This window comes from Corynebacterium sp. 20-84 (assembly GCF_053479455.1).
Map to the genome: position 1 here is coordinate 96,881 of NZ_JBRBCB010000007.1, position 15,343 is coordinate 112,223.

Annotated in this window: 16 protein-coding genes; 10 read left to right on the plus strand and 6 right to left on the minus strand. The window is 62.6% G+C overall.

Annotated features, from left to right (window positions below; genetic code table 11):
- Positions 1-81 precede the first annotated feature (81 nt).
- Positions 82-912 (minus strand): DUF1266 domain-containing protein, encoded by an 831-nt coding sequence (locus ACUY2Y_RS06845; protein WP_448325360.1) that lies wholly within the window; start codon positions 910-912, stop codon positions 82-84.
- Between the two features lie 59 nt (positions 913-971).
- Between ACUY2Y_RS06845 and ACUY2Y_RS06850 the strand changes: the two genes are divergently transcribed.
- The 5 genes from ACUY2Y_RS06850 (at position 972) to ACUY2Y_RS06870 (ending at position 3,090) form a co-directional block, all read left to right on the plus strand.
- The gene (locus tag ACUY2Y_RS06850; protein WP_448325361.1) at positions 972-1,487 is read left to right on the plus strand and encodes a hypothetical protein; all 516 of its coding nucleotides are present in this window, start codon (positions 972-974) and stop codon (positions 1,485-1,487) included.
- Positions 1,475-1,735: a hypothetical protein gene (locus ACUY2Y_RS06855; RefSeq protein WP_448325362.1), complete on the plus strand. Its 261-nt coding sequence runs from the start codon at positions 1,475-1,477 to the stop codon at positions 1,733-1,735. The genes ACUY2Y_RS06850 and ACUY2Y_RS06855 overlap by 13 nt, the downstream gene beginning before the upstream one ends.
- A gap of 72 nt (positions 1,736-1,807) precedes the next feature.
- On the plus strand, positions 1,808-2,452 hold the full coding sequence (locus ACUY2Y_RS06860) for a YigZ family protein (protein ID WP_448325363.1): 645 nt from the start codon (positions 1,808-1,810) through the stop codon (positions 2,450-2,452).
- 10 nt (positions 2,453-2,462) lie between these two features.
- Positions 2,463-2,699, plus strand: coding sequence for a hypothetical protein (locus ACUY2Y_RS06865; RefSeq protein WP_210571662.1), 237 nt, complete (start codon positions 2,463-2,465; stop codon positions 2,697-2,699).
- A gap of 4 nt (positions 2,700-2,703) precedes the next feature.
- Positions 2,704-3,090: an RNA-binding S4 domain-containing protein gene (locus tag ACUY2Y_RS06870; RefSeq protein ID WP_448325364.1), complete on the plus strand. Its 387-nt coding sequence runs from the start codon at positions 2,704-2,706 to the stop codon at positions 3,088-3,090.
- A 174-nt stretch (positions 3,091-3,264) separates the two neighbouring features.
- On the opposite strand, the gene treY is transcribed toward ACUY2Y_RS06870, so the two are convergent.
- The 5 genes from treY to ACUY2Y_RS06895 are packed head-to-tail and all read right to left on the minus strand — an operon-like array spanning position 3,265 to position 10,694.
- Complete coding sequence (gene treY / locus ACUY2Y_RS06875; RefSeq protein WP_448325365.1) at positions 3,265-5,757, minus strand: malto-oligosyltrehalose synthase; 2,493 nt, start codon at positions 5,755-5,757, stop codon at positions 3,265-3,267.
- A gap of 49 nt (positions 5,758-5,806) precedes the next feature.
- Positions 5,807-6,496: a hypothetical protein gene (locus ACUY2Y_RS06880; RefSeq protein WP_448325366.1), complete on the minus strand. Its 690-nt coding sequence runs from the start codon at positions 6,494-6,496 to the stop codon at positions 5,807-5,809.
- Positions 6,497-6,550: 54 nt separating this feature from the next.
- Entirely contained in the window at positions 6,551-7,882 is a 1,332-nt protein-coding gene (locus ACUY2Y_RS06885; RefSeq protein ID WP_448325367.1) for an exonuclease domain-containing protein, read from the minus strand.
- A complete protein-coding gene (gene glgX / locus ACUY2Y_RS06890; protein ID WP_448325368.1) occupies positions 7,875-10,121 on the minus strand; it encodes a glycogen debranching protein GlgX in 2,247 nt (748 codons plus the stop codon). Before glgX ends, ACUY2Y_RS06885 begins: the two co-directional genes overlap by 8 nt.
- A gap of 39 nt (positions 10,122-10,160) precedes the next feature.
- Positions 10,161-10,694 carry a TetR family transcriptional regulator gene (locus ACUY2Y_RS06895; protein WP_448325369.1) on the minus strand — a complete coding sequence of 178 codons (534 nt, stop codon included), beginning with the start codon at positions 10,692-10,694 and terminating at the stop codon, positions 10,161-10,163.
- Positions 10,695-10,947: 253 nt separating this feature from the next.
- Here ACUY2Y_RS06895 and ACUY2Y_RS06900 point away from each other — a divergent pair, with 253 nt between their 5' ends.
- Genes ACUY2Y_RS06900 through hisB form a run of 5 tightly spaced genes read left to right on the plus strand, consistent with a single transcriptional unit; the run spans position 10,948 to position 15,265 of the window.
- Complete coding sequence (locus tag ACUY2Y_RS06900; RefSeq protein ID WP_448325370.1) at positions 10,948-11,685, plus strand: hypothetical protein; 738 nt, start codon at positions 10,948-10,950, stop codon at positions 11,683-11,685.
- A complete protein-coding gene (locus ACUY2Y_RS06905; protein ID WP_448325371.1) occupies positions 11,667-12,239 on the plus strand; it encodes a hypothetical protein in 573 nt (190 codons plus the stop codon). The genes ACUY2Y_RS06900 and ACUY2Y_RS06905 overlap by 19 nt, the downstream gene beginning before the upstream one ends.
- Positions 12,223-13,530: a histidinol dehydrogenase gene (gene hisD, locus ACUY2Y_RS06910; RefSeq protein ID WP_448325372.1), complete on the plus strand. Its 1,308-nt coding sequence runs from the start codon at positions 12,223-12,225 to the stop codon at positions 13,528-13,530. Before ACUY2Y_RS06905 ends, hisD begins: the two co-directional genes overlap by 17 nt.
- A 24-nt stretch (positions 13,531-13,554) precedes the next feature.
- Complete coding sequence (locus tag ACUY2Y_RS06915) at positions 13,555-14,670, plus strand: histidinol-phosphate transaminase (RefSeq protein ID WP_448325373.1); 1,116 nt, start codon at positions 13,555-13,557, stop codon at positions 14,668-14,670.
- On the plus strand, positions 14,663-15,265 hold the full coding sequence (gene hisB / locus ACUY2Y_RS06920) for an imidazoleglycerol-phosphate dehydratase HisB (protein ID WP_448325374.1): 603 nt from the start codon (positions 14,663-14,665) through the stop codon (positions 15,263-15,265). The genes ACUY2Y_RS06915 and hisB overlap by 8 nt, the downstream gene beginning before the upstream one ends.
- Positions 15,266-15,343 lie beyond the last annotated feature (78 nt).

The following is a 15,343-nucleotide window of genomic DNA, read 5'->3' on the forward strand; positions in this document are numbered from 1 at the left end:
CTTGCCGAAGCGTGACCGCGATGCTTGTAGACCGATTAAGAAAAAGCGCCGCGAGCTAGACAAACTGCGTGGCAGGTGCGGCTAAGCGTGGAGCGGGAAGCGCCGCCAGGGAGAGTTCGGGTCGATCAATGCTTCCGTGAGAATGTGGTCGAACAACTGGAGTTCACCCTGCATGTCGTCTGCGTTGTCCCTGATGGTGTCGGCTGACCAAATGGCGCGACCCCACCAGAAGCTGGCTGCGGCATCCCCCCAAGACCGGAAGTGCTTCTGCAGCTCGGCGACAGCGCGCGAGGCGTAGCTGGAGTATTCCTCAGGGGTGATGAGCCCGACGAGCGCGGCTGTCGCGCCTGTCATTTCCACCCGCATGATGTCCCAAGCGCGGGTCGTTGCCGGGGCTGACGGCGCGTTAACGTTCGCGAACGAAGGGTGGGTGCGCACAGCTATCCAGTGGTCGAAGTCGGTCCAGAGCTGCTTCGGATCCATCCAGTTGGAAATAGCCAAGTGCTCCAGGAAGATCTCCATCGTCCGGCGGCGCTCCGCAAAATCCTTCGAACGCCATTCCTGCGGCGCGAACTCACCCGTGAGCATTTCGGCTGTGTGCAGCACTGCATCAAGCGACGCGGTGTGCATGTCGCCGGCGATGAGCATCTCCATCATTCGACGGGTTTCATCAGCCGAGGTGATGCCCCACCACTGCTCAAGCAAGCGCTTGTATTGCACGCGATCTTTCTTTACAGGCAACGTGGGAGTGTCCACGGGCCGGTCGTTTCCCACCCGGTACGGCAGGGCGAAGACCGCCTCCAGTACCGTCTGACGGTCCGGCTGCGGGGTGCTCCATTCCCACAGGTCAACTGCCATATCTTCGGCCCTGGCGCGGGGGCGTTCGAACCGTGCGGCGGTGATGGCGGTCATCAGGGGATTCCTTCCTCACAAGACGAAAATCGCGCAATACACATGTTAACCTGCCTTACGTGGTCGATGAGAACGAGTTTGTGCGTAAAGCGTTAGAGCGCTGTGGCGACACCCAGATCGCACCGGCCGTCGTGAACGATGTCATGCAGGTGCTTGGGCCTGGTGAGGAAATCCTGGAGGTGGCACTCACGAGTGCTCCCGGGTTCACGTCAGCATGCGTGTGCACGACTTCGCGCCTGTTTCTTGGCACTGCGCCAGGCCAGGTGACAGTGATCGACCACGCCTGGCTCACCGGCTTCTGTGCTCGCCCGTACGGGCCCGCAGAAGAGCTCACACTCACACTCAAGGCCGTGGACGGGGAAGTGAACTGGATCGGATTCAATCGCACTGGACTGATGCGTATCTTGCACGCCCTCGATTTCGCGATGCAGAGCCCGGCACCGGAAGCAACCATTCCAGAACTGTTCAACAAGTGGATCGATGTCCAGCAGGAAGCGGACAACGTTGAGATAACTCCCGAGCAGTTCGAACTGAACATCCGCGAAGCGATCGGAGAGCGTAAGTGGCTGACATAAACACCTACCCGGAGCCAAGGGCCGCCTTCTCTGGCGACGCGCTTCTACCCGAGCCGCCATCGAACCGGCCCCAGCCCAATTACGGGCCGAAAGTTGCGCCCCCGGCGCAGAAGGCTCATAATGGCGCCCCTTACGGTGAGGACTACGATCAGGGCCTGCCCCCGGTGAAGCTCTCCGTTCAGACGCAGCTCATTCTGGCCGCCGTGATCGTGACCATTATCGTGACTTTCGCGGTGATCTTCGTTTAAGGATCTAGCGCAGCTCTGCGCCGCCCACGCATCGAACTTCATGTGTTCAACCCTAAGTAAAATGGTCCGGCGATGGTGACAACATATTCATTGCCTGTCGCGGGTGAACCGACGGTGAACGAAATCGAGATCAAACGCTCCCGCTTTATCACCTGGATTGCACGAGCTGAGACCGAAGAAGAAGCACGCGATGTCATCGCGCGCGCACGACACGAATTCCCCGATGCGCGGCACCACTGCTCCGCATTCATCGTGCACGTCGACGGTGCCGTGCCCATTGAACGCTCCAGCGATGACGGTGAACCTGCCGGCACAGCCGGTAAACCGATGCTCGATGCACTGCGCGGCTCTGGCCTCGAATCCGCTGTGGCCGTGGTGATCCGTTATTTCGGCGGTGTGAAACTCGGCGCAGGCGGGCTCGTCCACGCCTATTCGGAATCTGTCTCACAAGCTCTTGAATCCGTGCCACGGGCGGAGAAATCCCTTCGCGAACTCGTCACAGTCGATCTTCCTCATGCTGATGCCGGGCGGATTGAAGCGGAACTGCGCACCCACGGCATCGACGTCGTCGACGTGACCTATGGCGCGCACGCGAGCTACCGGCTCGCCATTGCCCCCGGAACCCGAGACGATTTCGATGAGCTGCTCGCCGCCGTCACTCAAGGAAACGCAATCGCGCGCGAGGCGGGAACAATGTGGGTGGAGCGCGCCCGCTAAACTTATGCCCATGACTCTTCAGCCCCGACCGAATAACCCGATCGAAGCCCGTAAACAGGCCGTGCGCCGCTACTCCCGCAACGGAGTGGCTTGCGTCGGTGGCGGTGTGCTCGGCGGTGTGGCGCTGGGCCTGATCTTCTCCTCCTTCTGGTTTTGGTTCGCCCTCGGCATGGTCGTCGCTGTCGGCGGCGGGCTGTACAACTACAGCAAGATCCAGAAGATCATCAACCACCAGGACAACTACTAATTCCGTGGCTGGTGCTGAACCCGACGGCAGCCCCGTCCGCATCGACGTGTGGGTGTGGGCCGTCCGCATGTACAAGACCCGTTCCGAAGCCGCCAACGCGGTGCGCGCCGGGCACGTCAAGCTCAACGGCAACGCCGTGAAACCATCCACGCAAGTCGTGCCGGGCGACCGAGTCAAAGCGTGGAAAGACTACCGGGACATCGAGTATGAAGTGGTGCAGACCCTTCGCAAACGCGCCGGTGCACCTGTAGCCCGGACCTGCTACAACGATCACTCGCCGCCGCCTCCGCCGAAGGAGTACTTCTACTCCATGCCGAAGCGCGACCGGGGTGCCGGCCGCCCGACCAAGAAGGAGCGGCGCGAACTCGACCGGCTGATGGGTCGGCGCTGAACTGGGACTGAGCAGGCGAGCCCTGGATGTGGGCATCCTCGGCGAGGATGTGAACCCCAAAACTTAGTTAGCCCAGGTCGGCGAAAATGGCTTGAAATTCGCGACCTGGGGTAACTCATTTCTGGGGTTAACATCTAGAAAGCTGAAGTCCAGGGGGGCTAAGTTTGAGCCGCGCTACACGTCGGTGTGGGCAGCGACCAGTAGCGCCGTCGGCAGGACGTCCAGGACATCGCGGACGAGGACCGTGCCCGTGAAAGTCGAGCCGGTGAGCCGGTCCGTCCACTCGCCCTCGGGCAAGGTGACGGTGGTCTCGCCCCATCCGCCGCGGTCCTCCAGCAGGAGCGGGCGGCGGGTGGCTAGCGCGACAACATCGAGGCCGTCGGTGCCCCGCGCCATGCCGACGAGGTGGCTCGCAGCCTCGCCCACGCCGAAGACTGCCTGGTAATCACCGTCCAAGAAGATGTCCGGGTGCTCTCGACGGAGGTAGACGCCCTCGTGGGTGACAGCTTGCTTGGCGCGGTCGATGATGCCGGCCAGATGCGGATAGAGGCCGGGCTGCTCGTCGCCCGCCGCGGCGTCGCGGGCCCGGGCCAATTCGGCGTGGACACGGCCGGACAACGCCGCCTCCTTGAACTGTTCCAGTGTTTGCTCCCGGGCCACGTAATCGACGAAGCGGCGATTGTCCGGGTCCACCAGCGACAAATCCCAGAATTCCTGGCCCTGGTAGGTATCTGGGATACCGGGGCCGATGAGCTGGAGCATCTTCCGGCCGAGGGAGACTTGCACGGCACCGCGGTGAATCTCACAAAGGAAGTCATCGATCATGGGGGCGGCGGGGCCGTCGATAAGCGCGTCGACCCAGTCCGTGATTGTCCGTTCGAAATGCTCCTCGTTGTCGAACCACGACGTGTGCACACCAGCTTCGCGCACTGCTTTGACGGCGTAGTCCTTGAGGCGCTCGCGGATGGTGTCGGTGCTGCCGTCGGTCGGCCAGATGCCGATGATGTTCTGGAGGAGGAAATGCGCCGTCGCATCGTCAGGCGCGGGGACCAGGGCGCTGATCTGCTGGGCCAGCTCCGCGAAATCCTTGTGGCGCTCGGTGAGCTCGATGATGCGGGCGCGTGTGTCCTCGCTGCGCTTCGTGTCGTGGGTGCTCAGCGACGTCATGGCGTGCGGCCACAGCATCGCACGCTCCTGCTGGAGCAGGTGGAATTCCGCAGCCGAGACCCCGAACCGGCCGGGCGCACCACCGACCTCCTGGAGCGCGACGAGGCGGCAGGCCCGATAAAACAGCGTGTCCTCCACGCCCTTTGCCATGACGGCACCGCAGACCTGGGCGAAGCGTGTCTTGGCTTCGCCGTTCGCAAGAAACGCCGCAGAGATCAGATCGAGTGCTCCGCGGCGCGACGGGAAGCGTCGCACCATGTCCGCCACGATCGTCGACGTCTGGCGGGATAGGGAGATATAGTCCGCGCGGTAAACCGGCATAGCGGCGACGAGGTCGATGACAGTGCGTTCCAGGTCCTCGTCGGTCACGTCCGCGCCGGCCGTGGAGAAATTATCGCGGCGGATGGCGCGGGTCAGGCGTCGGACCTCGGCGGCCAGCTCCGACTGCGCCACGTCTCGTTTGAGCTGGTGCTCGGCTGCAGCGATAGCTGCTTCATCCCATGTCGAGCCGGACTGCTGGAGGGAGAGCATGCTCAACGAATCCTCGGCGTCGCGGGAAATGAAAATGCCGTCGAGCTCTCGCAGCGCGTCGTATCCGGTAGTGCCGTCGACGGCCAAACGCGGGTCGAGCGGTTCGGTGACGCCGAGAATCTTCTCGGCAACCAGCCACCGGTCCTTCCCGATTAGATCCCGCAAGCGGTTCAAATAGGTGAATGGGTCGGCGAGTCCGTCTGGGTGGTCCACGCGGACACCATCGATCAGGTCTTCCGCGATGATCTGGCGCAGCGTGCGATGGGTGTGCTCGAAGATGAGCGGGTCCTCCTGGCGGATGCCCGCCAGGCCGTTGACGGAGAAGAAACGGCGGTAGGAGATCACTCCGTCGCGCCAGAACATAAGGCGGTAGCTCTGCTTTTCGTAGACCTCGCGCGGATCATCGTCGAGGCTGGAAAAAGAGCCCGGCGCGAGGGGGAAATAACTGTCGAAATAGGCGAGCACCGGCTCATCGATATCGTCGAGATAGGTCAGTTCGAATTTGTCCTCGTCGCCTGGCTGGCCCAGCACAGGGAGTCCCAGCTTGCCGCCTGCGCCGTTGTCCTCGTGCCAGTCGATGTCGAAATACGACTCGAATTCCGAGTCCTGCCCGTTTTTGAGTACGTCCCACCACCAGGCATTCAACTGTGGTGTCTCCACACCGAGGTGATTGGGCACAATATCCACGATCAGACCGAGCCCTGCCGCGTGCGTTTCCGCCGCTAGGTGGCGTAGCCCTTCGATTCCGCCGAGTTCCGGGTTCACTTCGGTCGGGTCTGTCACGTCGTAATTGTGGTTGGACTCCGGATACGACGTGAAGATGGGGGAGAGGTACAGGTGGGAGACCCCTAACTCCTTCAAGTAGGGGACGAGAGCGGCGGCATCGGCGAAGGTGAAGCTTCGGCCCGCCGGGTCCGCTTTCGCGCCGCGCAACTGCAACCTGTACGTCGAGGTGATCGGGCGGGGCATGTGCGGACACTCCTTATCGTCGTGACACTGTGTTGTACACCCTCACACACTAGTGAGATGAAGCCGCGCTCTCACCGCTTCCGCAGTCATGATGGTTGACCGGAAAGCCGTAGGAATAGGTGAATACCGCAGCAGCCGGGAATTCCTCGCGTACCTGGCGCGCATCTGAGTCGAGAACAAAGAGCTCTTTGTGGTCGCGGGTGAGAAACACCAGTGCTGCTTCGGGGGAGAGGATCTCCGTGAAATGTGCGTGGAGCACTCTGAACGTCCGCGGATGCGCCAGCCACGCTGCTGGCGGATGCGCACCGCCTCGCACTTCGAGGCCCCGGGGCGCTGTATCCCCTAGTGCGAAAGATGCGTTGCGCACCGTGAATTCGATTCTGTCGTGCTGCGTGCGCAGCAAGGTGTCGGCGGCGGTATCCCAGGCCTGCTGCGTGCTCAATTCCATGTGCCCCAGATCAAGCGGTGTCAGTAAACGCCCGTCTGGGGCTTTCAACAACGCCACATGGTCGCGGGAGAGCGCGACATATGCCGGCTTGGCCGTTGAACCCGGGTGCGCCCAGCCGGTTGACTTCACAGCACGCGTCCGCGGTGCGGGAACAGCGTGCAGTGCACTCGCTGGGAGCTGAGCGACGGCCAGCCCGGCGGATGAAGACGCCGGGGACGGGACGGAAACGGGGACAGGGACAGCGACAGGAGTAGGAACGGCAGGTGGTGCAGGATTCAGCGCGACATTCATGCCTTTTTAGACTGCGCTGACCCAGCCCGCGGTTCCCTCGCCGCCGAAATTTCTTTAAAACGGGGGCTGCTCGTTCAACCCGAGAATGTCCAGCAGCTTGTCCGCAGGCCAAATCTCAATCTCTTGGCCCTTTTCCATCAGCTCGCGGGCGCGCTTCTCCTTGGAGGTCATCGACGCCCATTCGCCAACGACGAGAATCGTCGTCTTCTTGGTCACGTTTTTGCCAACCTGGCCGCCACGTGCAGCGATGCCGTCCCACAGCTGGCCTTTGTCGAACGGCTCGAATTCGCCGGTGAGCGTGACATTCTGCTCGTACAGCGGGGACTCCGGATCAGCATCGACAGCCGGTTCCGGGATCGTGTCAGGGGTTGCCACCGACTGCCACGGCGCAGGGCCACGCCCGGATTTTCCGGAGCTCCCGTTCTCGTCCGGCTCGCTCTTCTCCTCAGCAGCGGAGGCGGACTGCAGGGCCGTCTGCGCGCCGGAGAGGTCTTTGAGCACAGGGGTGACGCGGGCGCTGTCGACGGATCCCAGGGCGAAGCCGGTGGAATGGACGTATTCGGCCAGCGTGCCGGTGTGCTCCGCGCGCCGGGCGAGTCCGAGCATCACGCCTGCGCACGCTTCCGCATCGGCGGCGGCATCGTGGTGGTTGTCGAGTGCGATACCGAAATGCTCTGCCACCGTGGGTAAACGGTGGTTGGCCACGCCCAAATCCGCGGCGCGTGACTGTGCCAGCGTGCACGCGAAGGTGATGTGCGGAATCTTCGCGCCCGAGGCCTGCGCCGCGTAGCGCATGGCGGAGGCATCGAAATACGCATTGTGCGCCACGACGGGCAGGTCGCCGACGAAGTCCGTGAATCGCTCAAACAGCTCACCGACAGCGGGCTCATCGGCGACGGCGTCTGCCGTGATGCCATGGCAATCGACATTGAACGGATCGAACTCGTCGATGCCTTCCGGCGGGCGGCACAACCACGATGCACGCTCGACGATCTCGCCATCGATGACTCGCACCAGCCCCATTTGGCAGACCGAACCCCAATTCTGGTTCGCGGTTTCGACATCGAAAGCGACAAAGCTGAAGCCTGGAATGCTATCCGCGCTGATCTTCTTGCCCGAACGCGCAGCATCCACAATGGCCTGCAGCTGTTCCGGCCCCTTCTCGTCGCCCGGGACGAAACGAATGACGGTCTCACCAGCGCCGCCAGCAATGACGACACGTGCGCCATCCCAGTCATCGCCGGGATGCACGCTTATCGACGACACCTCCGCCAGCGGGAGCACCACCGCCTCTGCTGTGCCGGTCAACGCGGCTTCAAGCGGATCCGGGTGAACCTCCAGCGCGGAGTCGGTGACCAGAATTCGGGCACCGTGCGTGTTAATCATCTGTGCCCTGTGCCTCCTCGACGCCTTCGTTGTTCTTGTCGCCCTCGTTGTTCTCCTCGTTCTCGTTGTTCTCGTCGAAAATCGGAGGCTCGATCTGGCGGAGCACGATGGTGGAGCGCGCCGGCACATTCTTGGTGCCGCCGGCTTCGATCTCTTCGGTCTCTGCCGGGTGACCGAGGGGTTCGGTGGTGTCGATGAGAACTTCCCACTTCGCGCCGAGGGTCTTCGACGGCAGGGTGAACTCGATGTCCTCGTGGAAGGCGTTGAACATCAACAGGAAGGAATCGTCGATGACCTGCTGGCCGCGTGCATCCGGCTCAGCGATCTGGCTGCCGTTGACGTATGCCTGCAGCGCCTTGCCGAAAGCGAAGTCCCAGTCGTCCTGCGTCATCATTCGGCCGTCGGGCGTGAGCCACGCGACATCGCGGTCCTGGGCGTCAGTGCCCAGCGGGCCACCGGCGAGGAAGCGGCGACGACGGAAGACCGGGTGGTTCTTACGGATGGCGATCAGGCGCTTGGTGAAGTCGTGCAGGTCGTCGCCCACCTCCAGACGGTCCCAGTTCATCCAGGACGTCTCGTTGTCCTGGCAGTACACGTTGTTGTTGCCGCCCTGGGTGCGCGCGAATTCATCGCCGTGGGCGATCATCGGTGTGCCCAGCGAGAGCAGCAGCGTGGTGAGGAAGTTGCGGCGCTGCTGCGCACGCAGCTTCAAGATCTCTTCATCGTCGGTCGGGCCCTCCACACCGCAGTTCCAGGAGCGGTTGTGGCTCTCACCGTCGCGGCCGTCCTCCTGGTTCGCGTCGTTGTGCTTCTCGTTGTAGCTGACCAAGTCGTTGAGGGTGAAACCGTCGTGCGCGGTGATGAAGTTGATGGACGCGGTGGGGCGGCGGCCATTGTGGTTGTACAGGTCCGACGAACCAGTCAGACGCGACGCGAACTCACCGAGCGTGGCAGGTTCGCCGCGCCAGAAATCACGCACCGTGTCGCGGTACTTGCCGTTCCACTCACGCCACAGCGGCGGGAAATTGCCCACCTGGTAGCCGTTCTCGCCCACATCCCACGGCTCGGCGATGAGCTTGACCTGGGACACGATCGGGTCCTGCTGCACCAAGTCGAAGAAGGTAGCCAGACGGTCCACATCCGAGAACTCGCGGGCCAGGGTGGATGCGAGGTCGAAGCGGAAACCATCGACGCGCATCTCGGAGACCCAATAGCGCAGCGAATCCATGATCAGCTGCAAAGAGTGCGGGTCGCGGACGTTCAGCGAGTTACCGGTGCCGGTGTAGTCCATGTAGTGGAACCGGTCGCCGTCGACAAGCCGGTAGTACGCCTCGTTGTCGATGCCGCGGAAGGCGATCGTCGGGCCCATGTGGTTGCCTTCTGCCGTGTGGTTGTACACGACGTCGAGGATGACCTCCATGCCCGCTTCGTGGTAGGCACGGACCATGCCCTTGAACTCGGCGACAGCGTCGCCCGGCTTCTTGCTGGCCGCGTAGTCCTGGTGCGGCGCGAAAAAGCCGAAGGTGTTGTAACCCCAGTAGTTGCGGAGGCCGAGGTCACGCAGACGATCGTCCTGCAGGAACTGGTGGACCGGCATGAGCTCCACCGAGGTCACCCCGAGGTCCTTCAAATAGGAAATGACGCTCGGGTGGGCAAGCCCGGCGTAGGTGCCGCGGAGATCTTCCGGCACATCCGGGTGCAGCTGCGTCATACCTTTGACATGCAGCTCGTAAATGATCGCGTCGTTCTCCGGAATGCGCGGAGACCTGTCATCGCCCCAGTCGAAGAACGGGTTGATCACCACAGACTTCATCGTGTGGCCGAGCGAGTCCTCCTCGTTGCGTCCGGTGCCCGGCTCCTCGGCGTGAATGTCGTAAGAGAATAAGGACGAATGTCCGTCGAATTCACCGTCGAATGCGCGGGCGTACGGGTCGACCAAGAGCTTGGACGGATCGCAGCGCTTGCCGTTTTCTGGGTCCCACGGGCCGTGGACGCGGTATCCGTAGCGCTGGCCAGGCAGGACGCCCGGCAGGTAGGCGTGCCAGACATGGTTGTCCACCTCTTCGAGGTTGACGCGCACTTCATTTTCTTCACGGTCGATCAGGCAGAGCTCCACCTTCTCGGCGACGTTGGAAAAGATGGCGAAATTGGTGCCAGCACCGTCGTATGTAGATCCCAGGGGGTAGGAGGATCCAGGCCACACCTGGATGGTCTGCTCATTCGCGCTCGGATTTGTCATGAGACCCGATGTTAATAGAAATCGGGGTGCGTGATGCACCTAGTGCGGGTCCGCGTCGAGCCCTGCGAGAAGGAGATCCACAGCAGCATCGACCTGCTCGGCCGAACCATAAAGAACCTGCTTGTCACCTGCAGTTATTTCTCGCAGTTGTGTGCCAGCTTGGTGAAGGCTCGTGGCGCCCAAGGTGAGATAGAGCAGTCCGGCGGCCGCCGACTCAGGCGGGTCCCCGGCAAAGCTCGCTCGTATTCCGTCGAGCAATGCGGGAAAGACAGGGGAGTCGGCCTGGGACGCGGCGGTGGAGACCACATCGGCGCCGTCGATATGCGATAAAAGCGCCTCGCGCAGAGCCGCGCAGAATTCTCTGGGCCCGGGGTGCGGGGATATGAGCACAGGGGCGATGATCTCGTCGGCCATCGCGGCGATGAGTGCTTGTTTGCTGTCGATATGCCAGTACAAGGCACCCGGTGCGACGCCCAAGGACGTGGCGACCCGGCGCATGGAAACATCGGCGAGACCGTAGGAATCCAAGATCTCCACGGCTGCTCGGGCGATCACCGGGCGGGACAGTTGCATGCTATAACAGCGTACACGCAGCTCCCCGGCCATTCTCACAGCTAGTTCATGGCATCTTCAACGTCCCACAGTTAATGGGAATCACGTGGCCGTTGCTATGATCTGATGTGCACTGAAAGCAACACTAAGCAATACGCGTTATCAAAGATGTTCCCGCGTCACATGACGCGGTGGCTTTCGCCGGGGACATCGGTAGGCCCCACTGTTTCGAAGAGGGCTTCGGATAACGGAACAGTTTGAGGAGACTTCTTTTATGACGTTGACCATCGCTCCGAAGAAGACGGTCGCGGCAGCTATTCTGATCGCACCTTTGGCTCTTGCTGCCTGCGGGTCCAACGAGGACGAGAATGTCGCCGAGGGCATGGCCACCGAGACCAATGTCGTCACTGTCGATCCGGAGGCTGAGAAGCCTGCGGACGATAAGGAGAAGAAGGACGACGACAAGGACAAGGAAAAGGACAACAAGGACGAGGAGTCCAAGCCTGAGGACGCACCGAAGCCGGAAAACGACCCTGCGGCGCAGGGCGTGCCGAATGAGGGCGCAGCTGGGGTGGTCAACCCGTTCGAGGACGGCACGCTGCCGACCGTTGAGGCGAAGCCGGTTGAGGGTGGCCAGCAGGCCAGCGAGTCAGACGTCAAGGGCATGACCGACACGATGAACAAGATCTACAACCCGAAGGATCTTGTCTCCTGGTCCCGCGTGATCATGGAGAACTCCTGCCAGAAGGTCGTCGACCAGACCAACCAGGAGCTGGCAGGCCGCGGCACCTCCCTCGAGCAGACTGAGCGCGAGATGCAGCAGGCCGTCGACGCAGCGCGAGCTGCGGGCCGCCCGTTGCCGCCGGTCCCGCAGACCCAAGCGGAGCTTAGTGACGTTCGAGTGGATGGCGACTCCGCCTCCGCCACCGTGACCGTCAATACCAACGGCCAGACCGAGTCTGGCGTCCAGCGCTTCCAGCGCGAGGGCGACCAGTGGAAGGTGTGCAACTAAGTCATTCCCCGCGTATTTCCCGGCCTTTCGGCTGGGGCGCGGGGCTTGTTGCGCTTGGGGGCACCATCGCCGCGCTTGTCGGCGGCGTGTGGGGCCTTACTCGTCCGGGCTATTCCGCCACCGTCGATGATGGCGGCGCACGGATCGACCCGGCGTTGAACGCCGATAGTGTCGAGTTCATTTCTTTTGTCGGCTTCGTTCTTCTGACCACACTGCTGGGTCTATTGATCGGCGTAGTGGCTTTTCTGACCGCGGGAAAACGCGCGGGGATCGGGCGGATGCTGTTCACCATTGCCGTGGCGGCGTTTTCAAGCTGGACGTTATTTATTCTCGGCACCTGGTCCGCGGAGCTGTACCACGGAGTACCTGATCCCCATGATGTGGAGCCGGGGCAGACACTGACCTTTGTGCCGGTCCTGCGCCCGGGGCCCGCGTGGCTCGCGGGGCCGTTCGTGGCGGCGTTGGCGTATTGGCTCGGCGCGGTTTCATCGGTGGGAAGTGGCCCGGCGCCGCGTGACGCCGAATATGATGAGCGCCATGCTCAATGTGATTGATCTTCGTGGACGCACTCCTTCGACATCCGAGCTGCGCCGGGTTCTGCCCCGGGGCGGCATGGATATTGCATCGGTGGTTCCCACTGTCACTCCGATCATTGAGGACGTGAAGCAGGGAGGCGCAACAGCGGCGCTCGACTACGGCGAGAAATTCGATTCGATCCGTCCCGAGACTGTGCGGGTGCCGGACGAGGTCATCGCCCGCTGCGTTGAGGATCTTGGCGGTGAGCTCCGCGCCGCTCTGGAAGAGGCGATTGCGCGGATCCGTGCAGTCCACGCCGCACAGAAACCGTCTGAGCACACTACCAACGTGGCCGACGGAGCCACGGTCACCGAGGTCTTCCTCCCAGTGGAACGCGTCGGCCTCTACGTGCCGGGCGGCAAGGCGGTCTACCCATCGTCGGTGCTCATGAATGCTATTCCGGCACAGGAAGCAGGAGCAGAATCGCTCGTGGTGTGCAGCCCGCCGCAGGCGGAACACGGTGGATGGCCGCACCCGACGATCCTCGCGGCGTGCGCGATGCTCGGTGTGGATGAAGTCTGGGCTGTCGGCGGTGCGCAGGCGGTCGGCCTCATGGCCTATGGCGACGACGCAGAGAACCTCGAGCCTGTCGACATGGTCACCGGCCCCGGCAATGTCTTCGTTGCTGCGGCGAAACGCGTGGTCAACGGGGTAGTCGGGATCGATGCAGAAGCGGGGCCGAGCGAGATCGCTGTGCTCGCGGACGATTCCGCGGACCCGGTCCTTGTCGCCGTGGATCTGATCTCTCAGGCAGAGCACGATGAGAATGCCGCGTCGGTGCTGATCACGGATTCGGAGGAACTCGCAGCCGCCGTCGACAAGGAGATCGACGCGCGAGCAGCGCAGACCCTCAACGCCGACCGTGCGGCGACAGCGCTTGGCGGGAAGCAGTCCGGCATCATTCTCGTCGACGATCTCGCCGCAGGTATCGCTGTTGCCGATGCGTATGCTGCAGAGCACCTCGAGATCCACACACGCAATGCCGCCGATGTGGCAAGGAAGATCACGCACGCCGGCGCGATCTTCGTCGGACCATTCTCCCCGGTGCCGTTGGGGGACTACATCGCAGGCTCGAACCACGTGCTGCCCACGTCTGGCACAGCACGTTTCACCCCGGGACTGTCCACCCACACATTCCTGCGCCCAGTCAACATCATCGAATACGACGAGAAAGCTCTCGCCGAAGTCGGGCCGCACATCGTCACCTTGTCCGGCGACGAGCAGCTTCCCGCCCACGGTGAAGCGATCAAGGCTCGCACCGAGAAATAGTGAAGGGGAAGACAAGGAGAAATAATGACTGAGCGCAATCAGCAGAACCAGCTTGCCCTGTCCGACCTGCCGCTGCGTGAGGAGCTGCGAGGCAAGTCCCCGTACGGCGCGCCGCAGTTGAGCGTGCCGGTGGCGCTGAACACGAACGAGAACCCGTACCCGCCGTCGGATGAGCTCATTGCGGACCTTGTCGAGGAGGTCCAGCGGGTCGCTGCAGGACTGAACCGCTACCCGGAGCGTGACGCGGTCGAGCTTCGCGACGACCTCGCCGCGTACGTGTCCAAGCAGACCGGTGTCACAGTCACGCGCGACCAGGTGTGGGCAGCGAACGGCTCCAACGAGGTGCTCCAGCAGCTGCTCCAGGCCTTCGGTGGGCCGGGCCGGACAGCGATGGGGTTCGTGCCCAGCTATTCCATGCACCCGATTCTCTCGTCGGGCACGCAGACGGAGTTCATCGGAATTCCGCGCGGAGAGGACTTCCGCATCGATGTGGATCTGGCCGTTCGCGAGATCAACGAGCAAAAGCCTGATGTGGTCTTCGTGACCACCCCGAATAATCCGACGGGCGATGTCACCGCGCTCGCTGACATAGAGCGCATCATCGAAGCAGCCTCCGGCATCGTGATCGTGGATGAGGCGTATGCGGAATTCTCCCCGTCGGCCTCCGCCGTGTCGTTGTTGGAGAAGTACCCGGCCAAGCTCGTGGTCTCCCGAACCATGTCGAAGGCCTTCGATTTCGCGGGAGGCCGTCTCGGCTATTTCGTCGCCGCCCCCGCCTTCATCGAGGCAGTCATGCTCGTCCGCTTGCCGTACCACCTCTCGGTCCTGTCACAGGCGGCAGCGCGGGTGGCGTTGCGGCATGCGGGGGAGACGCTGGGGAACGTCGATAAGCTTGCGTCTGAGCGTGAGCGCGTTCAGGCTGCGCTGCTTCAGCTGGGGTACGAGGTCGTGGACAGCGAATCGAATTTCCTCTTCTTCGGCGACTTCGACGATGCGCACGCAGCGTGGCAGGAATTCCTCGACCGCGGGGTGCTCATCCGCGATGTCGGCGTGGCTGGACATTTGCGTGTGACAATCGGGTTGGATGAAGAAAACGACGCGTTCTTGGCTGCAGCGAAGGAGATTAAGAATAATGACTGACCGGATCGGTACAGCGACGCGCACGACCAGCGAGTCGGACATTTCGGTCGAGATCAACCTCGACGGTACAGGCAAAGTCGAGGTGGACACCGGCCTGCCGTTCTTCGACCACATGCTCACCGCATTCGGCACGCACGGCAGCTTCGACCTGAAGATCAAGGCGGAAGGTGACACGCACATCGACGCGCACCACACGGTCGAGGACACCGCGATCACACTCGGCTGGGCGCTGATCGACGCGGTGGGGGACAAGTTGGGCATCCGCCGCTTCGGCTCCATGGCCCTGCCGATGGATGAGACCCTCGTCGAGGCCGTCGTGGACATCTCCAACCGCCCGTACTTTGTCATGAACGGCGAGCCGGAATCCATGGAGTGGCAGATCATCGGCGGCCACTACGCCACGGTGATCAACCGCCACTTCTTCGAGACGCTGGCGTACAACGCGCGCATCACCCTCCACGTCAACGTGCGGTACGGCCGCGACCCGCACCACATCACGGAAGCCGAGTACAAGGCGGTCGCGCGCGCCCTGCGCCAGGCCTACGAACGCGATCCACGCGTTGAGGGCGTACCCTCTACCAAGGGCGCGCTTTAAAGCACGCTTATCGACGTCAGCGTTGTTCCGCTAACCGCCACGCCCAACGCTGATTTTTCGGGCTTTTCCAACTGTGAG

What these genes read in the sequence shown, in the direction of transcription:
- ACUY2Y_RS06860 (WP_448325363.1), top strand. Translation starts at nt 1,808, where the DNA reads ATGGTGACAACATATTCATTGCCTGTCGCGGGTGAACCGACGGTGAAC.
- glgX (WP_448325368.1), bottom strand. Translation starts at nt 10,121, where the DNA reads ATGACAAATCCGAGCGCGAATGAGCAGACCATCCAGGTGTGGCCTGGA.
- ACUY2Y_RS06895 (WP_448325369.1), bottom strand. Translation starts at nt 10,694, where the DNA reads ATGCAACTGTCCCGCCCGGTGATCGCCCGAGCAGCCGTGGAGATCTTG.
- ACUY2Y_RS06885 (WP_448325367.1), bottom strand. Translation starts at nt 7,882, where the DNA reads ATGATTAACACGCACGGTGCCCGAATTCTGGTCACCGACTCCGCGCTG.
- ACUY2Y_RS06880 (WP_448325366.1), bottom strand. Translation starts at nt 6,496, where the DNA reads ATGAATGTCGCGCTGAATCCTGCACCACCTGCCGTTCCTACTCCTGTC.
- treY (WP_448325365.1), bottom strand. Translation starts at nt 5,757, where the DNA reads ATGCCCCGCCCGATCACCTCGACGTACAGGTTGCAGTTGCGCGGCGCG.
- ACUY2Y_RS06915 (WP_448325373.1), top strand. Translation starts at nt 13,555, where the DNA reads ATGACTGAGCGCAATCAGCAGAACCAGCTTGCCCTGTCCGACCTGCCG.
- hisD (WP_448325372.1), top strand. Translation starts at nt 12,223, where the DNA reads ATGCTCAATGTGATTGATCTTCGTGGACGCACTCCTTCGACATCCGAG.
- hisB (WP_448325374.1), top strand. Translation starts at nt 14,663, where the DNA reads ATGACTGACCGGATCGGTACAGCGACGCGCACGACCAGCGAGTCGGAC.
- ACUY2Y_RS06900 (WP_448325370.1), top strand. Translation starts at nt 10,948, where the DNA reads ATGACGTTGACCATCGCTCCGAAGAAGACGGTCGCGGCAGCTATTCTG.
- ACUY2Y_RS06845 (WP_448325360.1), bottom strand. Translation starts at nt 912, where the DNA reads ATGACCGCCATCACCGCCGCACGGTTCGAACGCCCCCGCGCCAGGGCC.
- ACUY2Y_RS06865 (WP_210571662.1), top strand. Translation starts at nt 2,463, where the DNA reads ATGACTCTTCAGCCCCGACCGAATAACCCGATCGAAGCCCGTAAACAG.